Source organism: Embleya sp. NPDC005575 (genome assembly GCF_040605455.1).
In the GTDB taxonomy this organism is placed as follows: Bacteria; Actinomycetota; Actinomycetes; order Streptomycetales; family Streptomycetaceae; genus Embleya.
Genome location: NZ_JBEXCV010000071.1, coordinates 1 through 17,375, shown reverse-complemented (window position 1 = coordinate 17,375; position 17,375 = coordinate 1). Strand labels below are relative to the sequence as shown.

The window sequence follows — 17,375 nt, the reverse complement described above, 5'->3', positions numbered from 1 at the left end:
GATTCAGTGCCCGACTGGTGGTCCCGAAGGACGTATCGAAGGGAAGCCACGAGGTTTCGGCACGATGCGGCGCAGCCGATCGTGCCTACGCCTCCTTCGAGGTGTCGGCCGGCGCTCGACCGGGATCACCACCCGTGCCCGTGTCTCCGGTGCGACCGACCGGGACCCGCTCTCCGTCGCCGTCCGCCGCGGTGGTCGACACCGGAGCCGGCGCCGGCGGAACCGCGGGATGGGTGATCGGGACGCTGGCGGCCGGCGGCTTCCTGGCCGTCGCGCTGGCCGGCTACATGGGCTTCTTCCGTCATCCGCAGCGGGGGCCGCGCTGGACCCGCCGACATGTTCGCGCCGTCATGCGACCGGGCCTCGCGTCGGGGGGAGTGCAAGACGTCGGGCAGACGCCCGGGCCGAGTCGAACGGTGCGTCTGGAACCTCGTTCCGACCCCGGTCGACAAACCATCGAGGAGGCGGATCCGTGATTGCCGCTGTGGCGGGGCCCGCGTTTGCGCCCGCGTTCGCGTGTGCAGTGTTGTTCGGTGACGACGGCGATGCCCTCATCGAGGAGGTGGATTCGTGACTGCCGCTGTGGCGCAGCCCGCGTCCGTACGGGAATTGTTGTTCGGCGAGGACGGTGAGGCGGCCGCGGCAAGTCTCGTGGACGCGGCTCGTGAACACGAGGTGGCCTCGATGCTCGGGCGTGCGGCCCAGGGCCTGACCGACACCGCGGGGCAGACCGTCGAGCGGGAGGTCGCCTCGATGGTCAACGAATTCCTGAGTCTGGATCTGCTCGATCTGGCGGCGGCCGGATGGGCGAAACACGCCGCGATGGTCGAGGCCGCGCGGCGTACCCGTGCGGCTCCGGGGACCGAGGAGGTCATCGCCCTGGCGACCCACCGGATCACGTCCACCCACCGTCCCTGCGTCGATCTGACGGTTGACGGTGCCAGGGTCGGGAGCCTGGAGATCTGCCTCACCGTTGCCTTCGACATCGAGGGGATGCTCGCCGTCATCCGCCAGGCCCGCCTGATGTCGCTGCGGTGCGGCACCTGCACGACCACCGGCACCCTGGCGATGCAGCAGGCCGTGGTGGCCAGCCGGCGCTGCATCCTGGACCTACCCGGTGCGCTGCAGCTCAGGTCCGGTATCGCCCTCCTCCCGACGCGGGACGTGACCCCGCCACAGGACCCACCCGAGCGGGCATAGCCCGGCGACGGCTCCGCCGAGTAGGCCGCGTGGCGGGTGGCCGTTGGTATTCGGCGGTGTAGGCCCGGACCCACGTCGCCGGCGGCACCGGGCCGGGACCGGGGTTCGGGTCGGGTCGGGGCCGGTCCGGACGAATGGCCCGTCGGCGACGCTCGGGCACGGTGGGGAGCGGAGCCGCAACTCGGTCGGCTTCAGCGCCTGCCGCAACACTCCGGTGGTGTCGACGACTTCCCGGAGAGAGATCAATTCTCCCACCGCCGGCGCCCGTTCCACCGCATCCACCGACAGCAGACCGGCCGGATGCGGCAACAAGGCCTCAAGTACTCGAAGTTCACACACTGGGCGCGGAACCGGACTCGGACCGGCTCTGGTCCTGCGCTGCGCCGCCCGTGACGCGGGTTTTCGGTGGACGAGGCGACGTTCGCGAAGGTACTGCCGGCTTGGGGCTGTGGACCCACGCGGCCCGGACCGCGTTGTTCGCCGGGCCGCTGCCTTCACGGGCGACACGCCTGGATGGGTCTCGCGCCCGGCGCGCCTGTGCGGTTGGATGGGCATACGAGCCCCGGATCAAGCGAAGGAGGTTCCCCGTTGGCCTTGCCACATATGCGCCCCGCCCGTCGCGACTTGCTCATCGTCGGCGCCGCGACGGCACTGGGCGGTCTCGTACTCCCGGCGAGCATCAGCAGCACGAACGCGTTCGCGGGGGTGCGCGACACGGAAATTGTCCGCCGGCTGCGCCGACTCGAAGAGCAACACGGTGCACGGCTCGGGGTGTTCGCCTTCGATCCGGCCACCGGACGGCACGTGGGCCATCGGGAGGAGGAGCGCTTCCCGATCTGCTCGGTGTTCAAGACCGTGCTCGTCGCGGCCGTCCTGCGCGACCTGGACCGGGACGGCGAATTCCTCGCCGAGCGCATCCACTACACCGAGCAGGACGTCACACGTTCCGGCTACGCGCCGATCACCGGCCGACCCGAGAACCGCGCACACGGTATGACGGTGGCCGACCTGTGCGCGGCGGCCATCACCCACAGCGACAATACAGCGGCCAATCTGCTGCTCCGCGCCCTCGGAGGCCGGGCAGGCGAGGCCGCCGGCCCGCACGCGGTCACCCACTTCTGTCGCTCGGTCTGCGACCCGGTGACCCGCCTGGACCGCCCGGAACCGGACCTGAACTCGGCCGAACCCGGCCGGGACACCGACATCACCAGCCCCCGGGCCGTCGCCCGCACCTACGCCCGACTCGCCCTGGGCACCGCCCTGGCCCCCGCGGATCGCACCCGCCTCGGCGGATGGTTGCTCGCCAACACCACCGGCGACAAGCGCATCCGAGCCGGCCTGCCGCCCGACTGGAGCGTCGCCGACAAGACCGGCACCGGCGGCTACGGCACCACCAACGACGTGGCCATCGCCCGCCCACCCGGCCGCGGCCCGCTCGTCCTGGCCGTGCTCTCCACCAAACCCGACGCCCACGCGCCCGCCGACGAACCCCTCCTCGCCGAGGCCGCAGCCCTCGTCGCGGCACACCTCGCCTGACCGCGACCGGCCCCATCGCGCCCGAACTCCCGCCCAAGCCTGGCTCGTTACCCTGCGGATGAGGCGGGGTACGCCGGGCGGGTCCCCCCAGGCGAACCGCTCGCCGGCGGAACCGACGGCGGCCCGGTCTCGGGTTCGGATGCGAAGTGCCGGGACCCTGGACGGCATGGCCGCTGGTGTGCCTGCCAGGCTCGCCGGGAAACTCTCCCCCGAGGTCGGCGGATTCCACCCGCCCGAGCCGCGGACACGAGGACGAAGGAAGGAGCTTGTCGCCGTGAAATGGCGAATCCAGCCGCCCGCCCGGAAGGTCCGGGAGGCCGGGCGGCGGTTCCGGAAGGAACGAGATGTCCCGTACGGACAGGACGAAGCCGCTGTGGGTACGCCATGTGGAGCACCACCCCCGGCCGGTCCACACGATCACCGCTACGGCGCCTGTGACCTGCCTCCCCACCCGACGGGGGAGGACTCGGACACCCGCTGCCGATGGGAACACCCCGGCGCGTTGTTGTTCGGCCGCACGTGCTGCGCGGGTTGCACCGTGCGCTCCTGCGTCAAGGAGCGGCAGCAGATGGGCAGGGCAGCCAACCGCAAGGAGCGCTACGCAGGCCGGCGCGAGGCTCGCCGAGGCGCGGCCGACCCGGCATGAGACCGGTGACCACCGGCGATGCCCACGTCGAATGAGCGCAGAAGGGCCGGGGGACGGGAGCAGCGAGGTGTCCACGGCGGACCCGGCCGTTTCACCGGTGGCTACGGTACTCGCGTGCGCGAACCGGATGCCGGCCGCGTTCGAGACGACGCACCGGCCGAACTCGTCAGGTAGGCCCGCTGATGCTGTGGCATCGTGAGCGTTCCGGGCCTTCCGGGTGGTGAGAACCGCCCGGAACACTCACGACCATCCAGTGGTCGGAGGCCGACGTACCCGCCGATCGACCAAGAGGCCGATGGCGAGCCGTGCCGGCGTCCGGCTGCGACGGAAGTGCGTTGCTGCTCGTCGCGGCCAGTCGTCGAACGCCAACCGGCTGCGCATTGCCGTGCTCGGCCGAAAGCCCTGAGACGACGTCTATCCGACCAGGCGACGGCGCCAGTCCAGGGGGGTGACGGTGATGGCCCGATCGGGGTCGCGGTCCCACTCGACGGGGAGGCCGACTGCTTCGAGAGCGGCTACGACCTCGTGGCCGACGGCCGCGGTGGTTTCGGACGAGCCGTCGAAGCCGCCGTAGAGCAGCGTCAATCCGTGGCCGGCCGCCGCTGAGTCCGTGCACTGCGTGTGGAAGTAGACGAAGCCGCGGGCATCGGGCCCGCTTTCGCCGCCGATCTCGGACTGGCCGCAGTTGCGGCAGCAGGTGAAGTGCTCACGGGCGGTGATGCCGGCCCCCTCCAGAGCGGCGAATGCGCGGGTGAGCCGTTCAGGGTGGGTCTCGCCTTGCCATTCGGTCTGCTCCGCGACGCGTTCCATCCACATCCGGTCGGCCAACGCCACCCCCTGCTCACGCGAAATGGGCCGGCGGTTTTCGGTGACCAGGTAGTCCTCGGCGAGCTCCGCCAATTCGGTGCGAGAGGCGTAACCACCGACCAGCACCTCGCGAACCCGCTTCTCCAACATCTCGAACTCGCCTTCGTCGAGGTCGAGCGGCGGCACCGCACGAGCGGGACCCATGTCCACCAACGACCAGGCCAGGCCGGCGTCCCAACCGAACTCCCGGCGGGCCCAGCCGATCATCGCCGCGATCACAGTTTCGGGAGCGTCGACCATCACCCGGAAGTGCCGGTCGGCGGCGCCGTCACGGTGCTCCAGCGTGTAGTGTCCGCCGGCCTCATGCCAGACCTGGGCGAAGACATCCGGCAGGTCGGGTATCCGCTGGACCACCAGAAATCGCTCACCGTCACCGCCGATGCGCCGGACCAGCTCGGCCAAGTCCTCGGCGGAAGCACGGACGTGCCGCTCCCGGTTCTCCGTATTCACCACGATCTCAAGCATCCGCAGACTCTGACACACGCCTGTGACACGCGGCGCGAACCGGCCTCGGTGGCGTGCCGGGGGAGTGGTGTTCTTGCCCTGTGACCCCGCAGGCGTTGCCGGGGGTCGGTAGGGTCGGTTGACTCGACGATCACGGGAGGACTCCATGTTCAAGTTACCGGTGCGGGGTGCGGTAGTTGCCGTAGTGGCGTTGGCCGCGTTCGGCGTCTCCTGCGACAAGACGGACGGCGATGCGAACGCGGCGGGCGAGTCCGCTGTGCCGGCGAGTGCCTCCGTCTCGCCCTCGGTGCCGCGCGGAGCCGCCACCGTCCCCGCACCGACCTCGGCACCGGTCGAGAAGGTCCGCGATGCCTTCGCCGGGCTCCAGGCGACCTTGCGCGAATCGTGTACCCCGAGCAACTGCGCCTACTTCCTCGGGCGGGTCCACGACGAACTCCACCGCCTGGACCGGGCCATGAAGGCGGACCCGAAGGGTCCCGGCCACTTCCCCGAGCCGATCGCCCTGATCAGGAAGCTCGACGCCGAACTCGGCGGCGACCGGTCCTCCGAGAACCTGAGGAAGCATCAAACCTCGCTGATCGGCACCCGGGACAAGATCAACACCTGGATGCAGGGCCACCCCGACGACTACCGCTGACGCGCTGTCCGCTGAGACGCCACCCGCCGACGCGCCGTATCTCGGCCGCCGTTCACAAGCCTTCCGGATGACGGGAAAGCCAGTCGGGGTGTGAGGCCCCGAGCGCATCGCGTTCCACCGGGCTTCGGGCGATCACGTCGAGGCCGCCGTCGTACGGGTGCGCCAGCCAGTCGAGCCCGACCGGAGCGAGGATGACGCCCGCCGTCTCGTCGTCGGCCACGGATCGCAGCAGCGGATCGAGCGCGGCCGGTGTGTTGGGCAGGCTGCCCGCGTACACATGGACATCGGGATCGGCCGCATCGCCCGAGCGCACGCTCCGCCAGTACGCGCCCGGGGCAAGTGCCGCCAACTGCCGTGAGCGGCCCGCCGGTTCGACGCCGTCGCCGCACGCGCAGCCGACGACCACCAGGCGCGGCGGTGCGCCCAGGTCGGCGAGTACCGTGTGTTGCCGTTCGAGCAGCACTCGGTACTCGCTGTCGTTTCGCGCGTAGCGCCGGGAGTCGGGCAGGCTGTGAAAGCGCACCCACTTCTCGGGGAACGCCTCTTTCAACAGGTGACCGAGTGGCGGGCATCCGCCCCAATGGGTCCGCCAATCGGCGGACAACCGGGCGAGATCGACATGCCCGTCGGCACGGCCGGCGATCGCCCCTGCCCCCACGGTTGCTCCTCCCCGAGAGGCCGGCGGCACATCCGGCCGAAGCGTCCCCACGGTACCGGGCAGGCCGCCCATCCGGCCGCCGGGTTCGAGAGCGGGAGCCCGCCTCCGGGTCCGACCCGTGCGCGGGGTCGGTCAGTTCCCGGCCCGGCCGTCGACCGGGACGAGGAGGACCGGGGATTTGGCGTGGTGGAGGACGGTGTGGGTGACGCGGCCGAGGTTGGGGCCGAAGCGGCCGGTGTTGCGGTGGGCGGCGAGCACGACCAGGTCGGCATCGGCGCTCGCGGTGATCAGGGCGTGTGCGGGGGTGTCCAGGACCACGTCTTCGGTGACGGTGACGTACGGGTACTTCTTGCGGAAAGGTTCGATCGCGGCGGCCAACGCAGCCTGTGCCGCCGTCCGCCAGTCGTCCATGACCCACATGGCCGGGGCGAAGCCGATGCCGCCGGCCATCATCGCGGGGTAGCGCCACGCGTGGACGGCACGCAGGGGCAGGTGTCGGGCCTGGGCCTGGGCCGACGCGGCCTCCAGGGCGGGGGCGCAGTCGTCGTCGGAGACGCCGATCACGACCGACTTCGGGGTGCGGTCGGCGGCGGCGTCGTGGTCGGGGTGGACGACCAGGAGCGGGCACCGGGCCGTCGCCGAGACGGGGAGGCTGACCGAGCCCATCAGGAGGCCGGCGAAGCCGCCCATCCCTCGGCTGCCCACGACCAGGAGCGCGGCGCGATCGCTCGCGGCCTCCAGCGCGTCGCCGGCGTTGGCGAGTTCGACCGTGGCGAGCACCGGCAGGTCGAGCCGGCGGGCGCGGGCGCGGGCGACGCCGCGGTCGACGATGGCGCGGGCGTTCTCGCGCAGTTGTTGACCGAAGCGGTCGTCGGCGGTGGCGACTTCGACCCATTCCAGCGCGTGCAGCACTTCGAGGGTGGTGTGTCGGCGTGCGGCTTCGTCGGCGGCCAGGTCCACGGCGCGTTCGGCACCGGGAGAGCCGTCGAATCCGACAACCACGTGGCCGAGGACCGGAGTCGAAGGGGAGGGCGATCCGGTGCTGGAGGTTGACGGCTGGTTCATGGCGCATCCCTTGCGGACGGTACGGACGGTGATCGGCGGGTCGGACACGGCCCATGGTGCTCGGGCGGGCACACCTCAGTCGTGGTCGTCCGATGTCTCGTCGGGCGGGGTCGGGACGACCACGAGGGGGCAGCGGGCGTGGTGGATCAGCCCCTGGCTGACCGAACCCAGCAGCAGGCCCGTGAAGCCGCCCCGACCGCGGGTGCCGACGACCAGGCACAGGGCGTGCTCGGCGGCCTCGCGCAGGACCTCGACGGGGTGACCGACGGCGACCTCGCGGTGTACCGGCACGGTCGGATACTTCTCGGTCCAACCGGCGAGGGTCTCGGCGAGCCCGAGTCGCCCCTCCTGCATCTCCTCGCGCATCCGCAGCCCGGCCAACAGTCCGCCGGACAACTGGCGGACATTGACGGCCACGATCGTGGCGCCCCGGCGGGCGGCCTCGTCGAAGGCGTACGCCACGGCGGGTTCGGAGCGCCGGGCTCCGTCCACCGCGACCACGATGGTCGGGGGCTCCGCGCTGGTGTGCTCGGGCTCGCGGACGACGACCACCGGGCACCTCGCGTGCGCGGTGATCGGGACCGCGATACCGCCGGTGGTCAGCAGTTCGGTGGCCGTCGGCAGTCGGCGCGAGCCGAGCACGACCATCGCCGCGTCCCGCGTGTGCTCGCGCAGGCCGGTCACGGGCGCTCCGTCGGCCAGGACCGCATCCGTGGTCAGCCCGGGGTGGCGGGTCGTGACGAGGTCGCGGGCCTCGTCGAGCGCGCGGACGCCGGCGTCGCGGAAGCGCCCGCTCCAGGTCTGCCGGTGCGGGTTCACCTCGGGGTCGCGGTCGGCGCCGCCCGGCCAGTCGAGCGCGTGCACCAGGCGCAGCGACAGGCCGCGCCGGGCCGCCTGGTCGGCCGCCCACACCACCGCGAGCCGGCCCGCGTCGGTGTGTTCGACTCCCACGACGATCGGCGTTGTTTCCTCGTGCGTGGTCACGGTCGGCTCCTTCTCCCGGGGCCGATCGCCTGTCGGCCCGTGTTACGAACACTGCTCGGTGTCGGTGGGGACGGACAGGGCCGTTCGACCCGGGCGTCGGGACCGGTCGGCCCTGCCTCACGCCGGTCGTCGGCGCGAGGCTGGCGGCGAGCGGCGCGGATGCGCCACGGCCGAAGGGAACGGGTCCATGAACGAGTTCGGCACACCGCACGAGGTCTGGGCGCTGGCCGCGGACGGCGAGACGGTACTGCTGCGACCGCCGGGACCCGAGGATCGGGATCGGGTGCTGGCGATGCACCACGCCATGTCGGCGGAGAACCTGTACCTGCGCTTCTTCGGCGCCTCGCAGACGTCGGTGCGCGAGACCGCCGAGCGGGTGAGTACGCCCGGCCGGGTCGGGTGCGGCGCGCTCCTCGCGCTCACCCACGACGGGGGCGAGGTCATCGGAGTCGTCGAGTACAACGGCGACCCCCGCTCCGGCGAGGCCGAACTCGCCCTGGCGGTGGCCGACGCGTGGCACGGCCGGGGAGTCGGCACCCTGCTGATCGAGCACGCGGTCACGATGGCCCGCGCGGACAAGGTCCACACGCTGGTCGCGGACACGTTGCCGTGGAATCGGCCGATGTTGCGGGTCCTGGAGGACATGGGCCTGCCGGTGCGCAACCGTCTCGTGGCGGGCGTGCTGAACTGCGCGATCCCGCTGGACGGCGATATTCCCTCGACCGAGCGGTACCTGACCGCCCTGGCGCGGCGGGAGGCCCTCGCCGACGTGGCCAGCCTGGTGCCGCTGTTCGTACCCCGATCGGTCGCGGTGGCGGGTGCCGGGCATCGGGCGGACTCCGTCGGCCGAGCCCTGCTGCGCAACCTGAAGGCGGCGCACTACGCCGGGACCCTGGCCGTGCTGCACCCCACCGCGACCGAGGTGGACGGGGTGCCCGCGTTCCCGACACCCGACCGGCTCCCGGAGGTGCCCGATCTGGTGGTGGTGGCCGTCCCCGCCGAGGCGGTCCCCGCGCTGGTCGAGGACTGCGGACGCGCCGGCGTGCGCGCCCTGGTCGTGGTCACCTCGGGAGGAACGCCGGAACAGGCCGCGCGCGTGCACGACTCCGTCCGTCGACACGGCATGCGAATGGTCGGTCCCAACTGTCTGGGCATCGCGCAGACCGATCCCGGCACCGCGTTGAACGCGACCTTCGGCTGGGTCGTTCCCGCTCCCGGCAGCGCCGGGGTGGCGGTGCAGTCGGGCGGTGTGGGGATCGCGTTGACGGAGCAGTTGAACCGGCTCGGGATCGGGGTGTCGACCTTCGCGTCGCTCGGTGACAAGTACGACGTCAGCGGCAACGACATGCTCCAGTGGTGGCAGGCGGATACCCGGACCTCGATGGCGATCCTGCACCTGGAGTCCTTCGGCAACCCGCGCAAGTTCTCCCGGATCGCGCGTACCGTCGGCCGCACCAAGCCGGTGCTGACCGTGGACGCCGGACGCTCCGCCGCCGGCCGGCGCGCCGCCGGATCGCACACCGCCGCCGCGGTCACCCCTACCGTGGCGCGCGGGGCGCTGTTCCGCCAGGCCGGGGTGACCGCCGCACAGACCCTCGGCGACCTGGTCGCGGTCGCCGCCCTGCTGCACGCCCAGCCACTGCCCGACGGTGCCGCGGTGGCGGTGATCGGCAACGCGGGTGGCGCCGGGGTACTGGCCGCGGACGCGTGCGTGGACGCGGGCCTGGCCGTGCCGCGCTTCGGCCCCGACCTCGAAGCCGACCTCCGCGCCCTGCTGCCCGCCGGCGCCGCGTGCGCGAACCCGGTGGACACCACCGCCACCGTCGACGGCAAGACCCTACGACGCTGCGTGGACCGGGTGTTGGCGGCCGGCCACGTGGACGCCGTCGTCCTGGCCCTGGCCCCGACCGCGCTCGGCGACCCGCTCGGCGACATCCTGGAGGGTCCCGCCGACCGTGGGCGGCCCGTTGTGGTGATCGCCCCCGAACGTGCCGCCGCGGTGGAGCTGTTGCCCGCGGTGGGCGGGACGGTCCCGGTGTACGGCGACGCGCGCACCGCAGCGGTCGCGCTCGCGCACGCCTACGAGCGTGCGATGTGGCTGACCCGGCCACGCGGGACGGTGCCGGCGTTGATCGACGTCGATCGCGGCACGGCCCGCTCGCTCGCCGCCGAGTTCCTCTCGCGCGAGCCCGACGGCGGGTGGTTGCCGCCTCGCGAATGCGCACGCATGCTGGGCGCGTACGGCATCGAGGTGAGTCCGTGGCGGCAGGCCTTCGACGCCGAGGAGGCGGTGGCGCTGGCCCGCGAACTGGCGCCGCTGGGGGTCGACGGTGCGGTCGTGCTCAAGGCGTACGGCCCGCACATCGTGCACAAGAGTGATGTGGGTGGGGTTCGGTTGCGGCTTGTCGGCGACGACGCGGTGCGGGCGGCGTTCACCGATCTCGCCTATCGGGTCGGGGCCCTGATGGAGAGCGTGGTCGTGCAGCCCATGGCCGCCTCCGGCGTCGAACTGATCGCCGGGGTGACCCAGGACGAGGTACTGGGCCCGCTGGTGGTGTTCGGACTCGGCGGCGTGACCACCGACGTGCTCGGCGACCACGGCGCGCGGCTGACCCCGCTGACCGACTTGGACGCACACTCGCTCCTGGCCGGTTCGCGCGGGGCACCTTTGCTCTACGGCCATCGGGGCGCGGCACCCACCGACACCGCCGGGATCGAGGACATCCTGCACCGACTGTCCAGGCTCGCGGACGATGTGCCGCAACTCGCGGAAGCCGACCTGAATCCGCTGGTCGCCCGTCCCGACGGGGTCACCGTCGTCGACGCCCGGATCCGCCTCGCCCCGCGACACGAACAGGACCCGTACCTGCGCCGACTGCGCTGAACCCGCAGGCCGGTGCCGGGTCCGGGACACGCGTGCACGACGGCCGAGCGGGCGTGGATCGCCACGGCCCGCTCGGCACGTACGGGCAGGCCGTCGCGGAGATCCGCCCTTCGTGAATTCGCATCGCCACGAAGATGTTTCACCCGGGCCGAACGGCCCTGTGCCCCGGGTAACGCGGCCCTGACACACCTTCGACGGCGGGTTGCACGCTGAGGATGTTCGCCCGGGAGGTGACACCGTGAACGTCCTCATCACGTACGCAAGCGCGCACAGCGGTACGCGGGCAATCGCCCACCTGATCGGAGAACGCCCGCGCTCGCGCGGTCTGCACGCGCGGGTCGGCCCGATGAACGAGGGCGAGGACCTGTCCCGATTCGATGCCTACATCCTCGGCAGCGCGATCCACGGCGGGTCCCGGCCGCCGACCACCGCCACCACGTTCGCCGACGAACATCGGGCCGAGTTCGCGGACCGTCCGGTCCGGCTGTTCGACGTCGACCTCGCCCGCGCGCTCGTCGCGGTCGCAGCGACTCCGGGAGGCACCACATGACGCACACCACGATCGGGGACGTCATGACGCGCGACGTCGCCACCGTCGGATCCGTCGCCCGATTCCGCGACATCGCGGGCGTTCTGGAGACCTGGCAGGTCAGCGCGCTGCCGGTGGTCGACGACGGCCACCGCGTGCTCGGCATCGTCTCGGAGGCCGATCTGCTGCACGCGCGCGTGGCGGACGCCGAGACGGCGCGGGTGGGGCCGGAGGCGTACCGGGAGCCCGACTTGGAGCCGCTCGGCGAGGAGTTCACCGCCCGCGACCTGATGACGGCCCCCGTGATCACCGTGACACCGACATCCAGCACCCTGCGGGCGGCTCGACTGATGGACCGCCATCACGTCAAGCGCCTACCGGTGGTGGACCGGTCCGGGCGGCTGGTGGGCATCGTCAGCCGTTGCGACCTGCTGGGCGCTCTCCTGCGGTCGGACGCGGAGATCCGCGCGGAGATCGAGCAGGACGTCCTCTCGAAGGCGCTGTGCCTGGAACCCGGAACGGTCGAGGTCGAGGTCCGCGACGCCGTGGTGCACCTTGCCGGCGAGGTCGACCACCCCACCCTCGTCGACATCGTGCTGCGCCTGTGCGCCGCCGTCGACGGCGTCGAGAAGGTCTCCCACGGCCTCATTCACCCCTCCGACTCCGAAGACCCCGCGCTCGCACCGACAAGCGGGCGCATCGCGAAGGGGTGGGGCGAGGGGCACACCCGCTGAACCGTGGATGTCCCCCGAGACCCGCTGTCGGTCCGGGGGACATCGGTGTGCGTCGGGTTCGGCCGGACCGCCGCCGGGCTCAGCTCTGGTGCCGCTCGTTGCCCTGGTGCAACTCGGTCGCGTACACCGCCGCCTGGACCCGGCGCTCCAGGCCGAGCTTGTTCAGCACTGCCGAGACGTAGTTCTTGACGGTCTTCTCCGCCAGGCCCAGGCTCTCGGCGATCTCCCGGTTGGTCTGCCCCTGCGCGATGTGCTCCAGAACCTGCTTCTCGCGCTCGCTGAGCCCGGTCGGACCGGGCTCGGCCACCGGCCCCTTGCGGACCCGTTCCAGGACTCGGGTGGTCACCGCCGGGTCCAGCAGGGATTGTCCGCCGGCCACCGCGCGCACCGCCGCGATCAGGTCCTGCCCGCGGACCTGCTTGAGCACGTAGCCCGCCGCGCCCGCCATGATCGCCGCGAACAGCGCGTCCTCGTCGTCGTACGAGGTCAGGATCAGCGCGTTGATCTCGGGGAAGCGCGAGCGCACCTCACGGCACACGTCGATGCCGCTGCCGTCGGGCAGGCGCCCGTCCAGGATGGCAACGTCCGGGCGCAGCGCCGGGATACGCCTCGTGGCCTCGGCGGCGGAACCCGACTCACCGACGATCTCGATGTCGGGTTCGCCGCCGAGCAGGTCGGCGAGGCCCCTGCGGACCACCTCGTGGTCGTCCAGCAGGAACACGCGAATGGGCGATGTCGACACAGCCCTCCTCCGGAGGTCGGTCCTGATGTGACTCCATTGTCGGACGTCGAAGACGCCCGCGCCTGTCACCGTAGCGGGCGGTGGAGCCCCAGGAGAACAGTCAACAGATCACGGTCGGTCAGCACCCCGAGCGCCGTGCCGTCCGCGTCGACGACGAGCAGGGCGTCGCGGCGGTGCTCGAGCAGTTGCTCCCCTGCTGTGACGACATCGGTGTCGGGGGTGACGAAGGTCGTCTCGGTCCCGGCGAGGGCACGGCCGGCGGTGTGCTGCTTGAGGCCCAGCGGGTCCAGGGTCCACACGGCGGCGAGGTCGCGGTCGCTGATCAGGCCGAGCGCCCGCCCGCCGTCGACGACGCCCACGTGGTGCAGGTGGGTGACGATCATCTTGTCCATCGCCGCCCACAGGGTGTCCTCGGTCCTCACCGAGACCACCGGGCCGTGCATCACCTCCCGCACCGTCGGGATCCGAGGGGTCGTCTCCGCGCCGGCCCGCCTTGTGTCGGTCATGGCGTTACTCCTGTCGGGTGTGTCGTAGCCGATCTCGCACGGTGGTACGACCTCACCGTGCTCTCCTCCGGTGGGTCCGCACAGAGTCCCCCGGCCCTGTTGGGACCCCTTTGCCCGGGTCGTTCGGCCCCGCGGAGCCCCTGGACGACCGGACCACAGGGGTCCGTCCGACAATGGGGAGACGTGCGGCGCACAGGCTGACACGATGGACTCGAGAAGTGTTTCGACCATGGGAGGGTTTGTGCCGTCGGACGAGCGACCGGCATTGCCGCGGATGCGCTTGGATGAGCTGCTGGACGAGCTCCAAGCACACGTGGAGGTGGTCCGTTCGGCCCGGGACCGGGTGAACGGGCTGTTGGAGGCCGTCCTGTCGGTGGGCAGCGAGCTGGACCTGGAGACCGTGCTTCGGCGGATCGTGGAGTCGGCGGTGTCCCTGGTCGATGCCGAGTACGGGGCGCTGGGGGTGATCGGCGACGAGGACCGGTTGGCCAGGTTCCTGCCGGTGGGCATGGACCCGGAGACCATTTTGCGGATCGGCCCGTTCCCCACCGGGCGCGGCATCCTCGGGCTGATCATCCGCGACCCGCACCCGCTGCGGCTGCACGACCTCTCCGAGCACCCCGACTCGTTCGGCTTCCCTCCCGGCCACCCGCCGATGAACACCTTCGTGGGGGTGCCGATCCGGATCCGCGGCACCGTCTTCGGCAACCTGTACCTCACCGAGAAGCGCGGCGGCGCGGACTTCGACGAGGACGACGAGGCGGTCCTGCGCACGCTCGCGGCGGCGGCCGGCGTCGCCATCGACAACGCCCGCCTGTACGACGACGTGCGCCGACGCGAGCGCTGGCTGGCGGCGAGCTCGGACCTGACCCGCAGCCTGCTCTCCGGTGACGCACCCGCCGACGTCCTGCGCACGTTCACCGCGACCATCCGGGAGATGGCCGACGCCGACCTGGTGACCCTGGCCGTGCCGGTGGCCGGAACCGGCGACCTGGTCGTGGAAGCCGCTGCGGGGCCCCTCGCCGATCGCATCCGGGGGCTGGTCCTGTCCGGCGAAAGCACACTGATGGGCAAGGTGTTCAGCTCGGGCGAGACGATCACCAGCAACGATCTCAGCCACGATCCGGGCGCGGTGGTGGCCGCCGCCGTGGGACGTGATCTCGGCTCGGCGTTCCTGCTGCCGCTGGGCGCCCGCGAGCGCATCCGCGGCGTGCTCCAGGTCGCCAACCAGGTGGAGCGTCCGCAGTTGTCGGACGCGGTGGTGCGCATGGTCACCGGCTTCGCCGACCACGCGGCGCTGGCCCTGGAGATCGCGGAGCGGCGCCGCGACGCCGAGTTGTTGACGGTGCTGCAGGACCGCGACCGGATCGCCCGGGACCTGCACGACCTGGCCATCCAACGCCTGTTCGCCACGGGTATGACGCTGCAGAGCGCGACGCGCTTCATCGAGCACCCCGAGGCCCTGGAGCGGGTCGAATCCGCGGTGGACGCGTTGGACGACACGATCAAGGTGATCCGGTCGACGATCTTCTCCCTCAAGGCTCGGGGGCGCGACACCGGCATGGGACTTCGTTCGCGCTGTCTGCACGAGGTGGACGCGGTCACCGAAATGCTGGGCTTCGCCCCGACGTTGCGCGTCGACGGCCTGCTGGACACCCGGGTACCCGAGCCGATCGCCGCCCATGTGATCGCGGTGCTGCGCGAAGCACTGGCGAACGCCGCCCGTCACGCCCACGCGAACCGAGTGGAGGTGCATGTCGAGGCGGACGACAAGTACGTGCGGGTACGGGTGCGCGACGACGGCGTGGGCCCGCCGGAGTCGCCGACTCGCGACAGCGGGCTGGGAAACATGCGCGAGCGGGCCGAAACCCTCGGTGGCACCTACTCGTTCGGGCCCGCCCCGGAGGGCGGCGCGCTCCTGGAATGGTGCGCCCCGCTGGGTTGACGACAGCGAACGCCTGCCGGTGCTCGTCTCGGACGACGGCATGAAATCGTGCCCCGGCCGCACAACCGGGTCGGCGGGGCAACCGGGCCATCCGACCCGTCCGCCGGGGCCATCGGCCTTTGCGGAGCGCTGCGGGATGCGTCGGCACGGACTCGACAGGCAGGCTCTGCGTAGCCGTAGCCGTAGCCGTAGCCGTAGCCGGTGCCGTCGGGAAGGGACGGGCCCATGCCTCTCGCCTCGCACGCTCCCACCGGACACGTGGTCGTCGGCGTAGACGGTTCGCCCGCCGCACTGTCCACCGTTCCCAGGCCGCCCTGGAGGCGGCGAAACGCAGGTCGCCGTTGTGACCGCAGGCGGTTGCCCCCGATCCGTCGAGGGCAACCGCCTTTTTCGGCACGCAACTTCCGCGAGTATCCGGCAACGTCCCGGTGGCAAACGGCTGTTGGGCCCACCGACTCGGGCCGGTCGGCCCTGGGGCGGCCACCGGGCTTGCGAGAGATTGAAGTCACGGCCCAGGAGAGCACATTCGTGGCCGAGCGCCGAGCACTGGGCCCGGCGCCCACAGGGAGGGAATCGACATGGCAACGTCACACGACCACCGACTGTCCTCGCGCCTGCACCTGCCGCACCGCACCACCTCGGCGCCCCGCCCCACGATCGACGGGACCACGCCCGACACCGTGGCCGGCTCTCCGGCGATCGCCGCGGTCCGCACCACCGACGTCGCCGTGGGGGGCCTGCGCGTCCTGCTTGGCTTCGTGTTCCTGTGGGCGTTCCTGGACAAGACGTTCGGCCTCGGTTACGCGACCGCGAGCGGCAAGGGCTGGATCGACGGCGGCTCCCCCACGAAGGGCTTCCTCTCCCACGTGGACGTCGGCCCGATGGCCGGCACGCTGCGCGGCTGGGCCGGCGAACCCTGGGCCGACTGGCTGTTCATGCTCGGCCTGCTCGGCATCGGCGTCGCGCTGATCCTGGGCATCGGTCTGCGTCTCGCGGCCGTCGCGGGCACCGCGATGATGGCGCTGATGTGGATCGCCGAATGGCCGCCCGCAAAGCACCTCGACAGCGGCAAGGCCACCTCCTCCACCAACCCGTTCACCGACTACCACGTCATCTACGCCATCTCCCTGATCGCCCTCGCCGCGATCGCCGTCGGCAGCCGCCTGGGCCTGGGTGCCCTGTGGGCCCGCTTGCCGATCGTTCGAGACCACCGCTGGCTGCTCTGACCGCCACGAGGCTCGGCCGGGCATCGTCCAAGTGACGGGCCCGGCCGAGCCCTGTGCGTCGGGCCACCGTGATCCCGGCCGTACCGACAGGAGCCGGAAGCCATGCGGACGCCACACCCACAGCCTGAAGAGCCCACCCCCGCACAACCCACCGGAGGACCCACCGAAGCGGCCGATCCCGTGCCCGGCGAGCCCACGGGCGAGCCGCCCGAACCGATCCGGCGGTGGCTCGTCCACTCGATGCCGCGACCCGGTCGCTTGTGCTCGTGGACCACGAGGGTGACCCGGACCCCGGAGCCGCGCAGCTCGCGGGCGAGGCCGACTGCCTTGTCCAACTCGGGCCGCTTGGTGGCGCGGGTGGAGATCTTCTCCGGGAACACCCGGGCCACGCCGTGCTCGGCGAGGCAGTCGAGTCGGGAGTCGAGCGACTGGCGGGCGGTGGACGCGCGGGCATACCCCAGGCGCTCGTGCCCGACGGGCTCGACACCCGCGCCGGCGGGCCGGGGCAGTTCGGTCCACACGGAACCGGGTCGGCGCCCCGCCGGCGTTGCCACCGCAAGCACCTTGGCGAGTCAGGGCACCAGTCGGAACCGGGCGGTGTGGTACTGGATCGCCACCCTGTGTCGGCCCTCGGTGGGGACACGCGGCGATCGCGTCGCTGCATCACTCGCACGCGCCGGTGTCCGTCCTGCCGCCGGACCGACCGCGCCCGCCGCGGAGCCGGGAACCGCCGGGTGGGCCACCACCCGGC

General features: G+C 71.9%; 15 protein-coding genes. 8 read left to right on the top strand and 7 right to left on the bottom strand.

Going from position 1 to position 17,375, the window contains the following annotated elements:
- The first annotated feature begins 570 nt into the window (after positions 1-570).
- Together ABZS54_RS23340 and bla are read left to right on the top strand one after the other, a co-directional pair.
- Positions 571-1,200: a hypothetical protein gene (locus tag ABZS54_RS23340; RefSeq protein WP_355539255.1), complete on the top strand. Its 630-nt coding sequence runs from the start codon at positions 571-573 to the stop codon at positions 1,198-1,200.
- A 588-nt stretch (positions 1,201-1,788) separates the two neighbouring features.
- On the top strand, positions 1,789-2,736 hold the full coding sequence (gene bla / locus ABZS54_RS23335) for a class A beta-lactamase (protein WP_355539252.1): 948 nt from the start codon (positions 1,789-1,791) through the stop codon (positions 2,734-2,736).
- 1,060 nt (positions 2,737-3,796) lie between these two features.
- Here the strand turns inward: bla and ABZS54_RS23330 are convergent.
- Positions 3,797-4,714 carry a hypothetical protein gene (locus tag ABZS54_RS23330; protein ID WP_355539249.1) on the bottom strand — a complete coding sequence of 306 codons (918 nt, stop codon included), beginning with the start codon at positions 4,712-4,714 and terminating at the stop codon, positions 3,797-3,799.
- Positions 4,715-4,859: 145 nt separating this feature from the next.
- Between ABZS54_RS23330 and ABZS54_RS23325 the strand changes: the two genes are divergently transcribed.
- Complete coding sequence (locus tag ABZS54_RS23325) at positions 4,860-5,351, top strand: hypothetical protein (protein ID WP_355539246.1); 492 nt, start codon at positions 4,860-4,862, stop codon at positions 5,349-5,351.
- Positions 5,352-5,403: 52 nt separating this feature from the next.
- Here the strand turns inward: ABZS54_RS23325 and ABZS54_RS23320 are convergent, their stop codons facing one another.
- From ABZS54_RS23320 to ABZS54_RS23310, 3 genes are all read right to left on the bottom strand, one after another.
- Positions 5,404-6,009 (bottom strand): hypothetical protein, encoded by a 606-nt coding sequence (locus ABZS54_RS23320; RefSeq protein ID WP_355539243.1) that lies wholly within the window; start codon positions 6,007-6,009, stop codon positions 5,404-5,406.
- A 132-nt stretch (positions 6,010-6,141) separates the two neighbouring features.
- The gene (locus tag ABZS54_RS23315) at positions 6,142-7,074 is read right to left on the bottom strand and encodes a universal stress protein (protein ID WP_355539240.1); all 933 of its coding nucleotides are present in this window, start codon (positions 7,072-7,074) and stop codon (positions 6,142-6,144) included.
- 75 nt (positions 7,075-7,149) lie between these two features.
- The gene (locus ABZS54_RS23310) at positions 7,150-8,058 is read right to left on the bottom strand and encodes a universal stress protein (RefSeq protein WP_355539237.1); all 909 of its coding nucleotides are present in this window, start codon (positions 8,056-8,058) and stop codon (positions 7,150-7,152) included.
- Positions 8,059-8,245: 187 nt separating this feature from the next.
- Between ABZS54_RS23310 and ABZS54_RS23305 the strand changes: the two genes are divergently transcribed.
- The 3 genes from ABZS54_RS23305 to ABZS54_RS23295 all read left to right on the top strand — a co-directional run bounded on the left by ABZS54_RS23305 (position 8,246) and on the right by ABZS54_RS23295 (position 12,205).
- A complete protein-coding gene (locus ABZS54_RS23305; RefSeq protein ID WP_355539234.1) occupies positions 8,246-10,942 on the top strand; it encodes a GNAT family N-acetyltransferase in 2,697 nt (898 codons plus the stop codon).
- Between the two features lie 238 nt (positions 10,943-11,180).
- On the top strand, positions 11,181-11,492 hold the full coding sequence (locus tag ABZS54_RS23300; RefSeq protein WP_355539231.1) for a flavodoxin domain-containing protein: 312 nt from the start codon (positions 11,181-11,183) through the stop codon (positions 11,490-11,492).
- Positions 11,489-12,205, top strand: a complete 717-nt coding sequence (locus ABZS54_RS23295; RefSeq protein WP_355539228.1) for a CBS domain-containing protein — start codon at positions 11,489-11,491, stop codon at positions 12,203-12,205. Before ABZS54_RS23300 ends, ABZS54_RS23295 begins: the two co-directional genes overlap by 4 nt.
- 79 nt (positions 12,206-12,284) lie before the next feature.
- Here the strand turns inward: ABZS54_RS23295 and ABZS54_RS23290 are convergent, their stop codons facing one another.
- Together ABZS54_RS23290 and ABZS54_RS23285 are read right to left on the bottom strand one after the other, a co-directional pair.
- Positions 12,285-12,947 (bottom strand): response regulator transcription factor, encoded by a 663-nt coding sequence (locus ABZS54_RS23290; protein ID WP_355539225.1) that lies wholly within the window; start codon positions 12,945-12,947, stop codon positions 12,285-12,287.
- A 65-nt stretch (positions 12,948-13,012) separates the two neighbouring features.
- Positions 13,013-13,453 (bottom strand): CBS domain-containing protein, encoded by a 441-nt coding sequence (locus ABZS54_RS23285; protein ID WP_355539222.1) that lies wholly within the window; start codon positions 13,451-13,453, stop codon positions 13,013-13,015.
- 274 nt (positions 13,454-13,727) lie between these two features.
- Here ABZS54_RS23285 and ABZS54_RS23280 point away from each other — a divergent pair, with 274 nt between their 5' ends.
- Entirely contained in the window at positions 13,728-15,398 is a 1,671-nt protein-coding gene (locus ABZS54_RS23280; protein WP_355539219.1) for a GAF domain-containing protein, read from the top strand.
- A 578-nt stretch (positions 15,399-15,976) separates the two neighbouring features.
- Positions 15,977-16,624: a hypothetical protein gene (locus tag ABZS54_RS23275; protein ID WP_355539216.1), complete on the top strand. Its 648-nt coding sequence runs from the start codon at positions 15,977-15,979 to the stop codon at positions 16,622-16,624.
- On the opposite strand, the gene ABZS54_RS23270 is transcribed toward ABZS54_RS23275, so the two are convergent.
- Positions 16,513-17,145 carry a recombinase family protein gene (locus ABZS54_RS23270; RefSeq protein WP_355539317.1) on the bottom strand — a complete coding sequence of 211 codons (633 nt, stop codon included), beginning with the start codon at positions 17,143-17,145 and terminating at the stop codon, positions 16,513-16,515. The two genes, ABZS54_RS23275 and ABZS54_RS23270, sit on opposite strands and share 112 nt — an antisense overlap.
- Between the last annotated feature and the right edge of the window lie 230 nt (positions 17,146-17,375).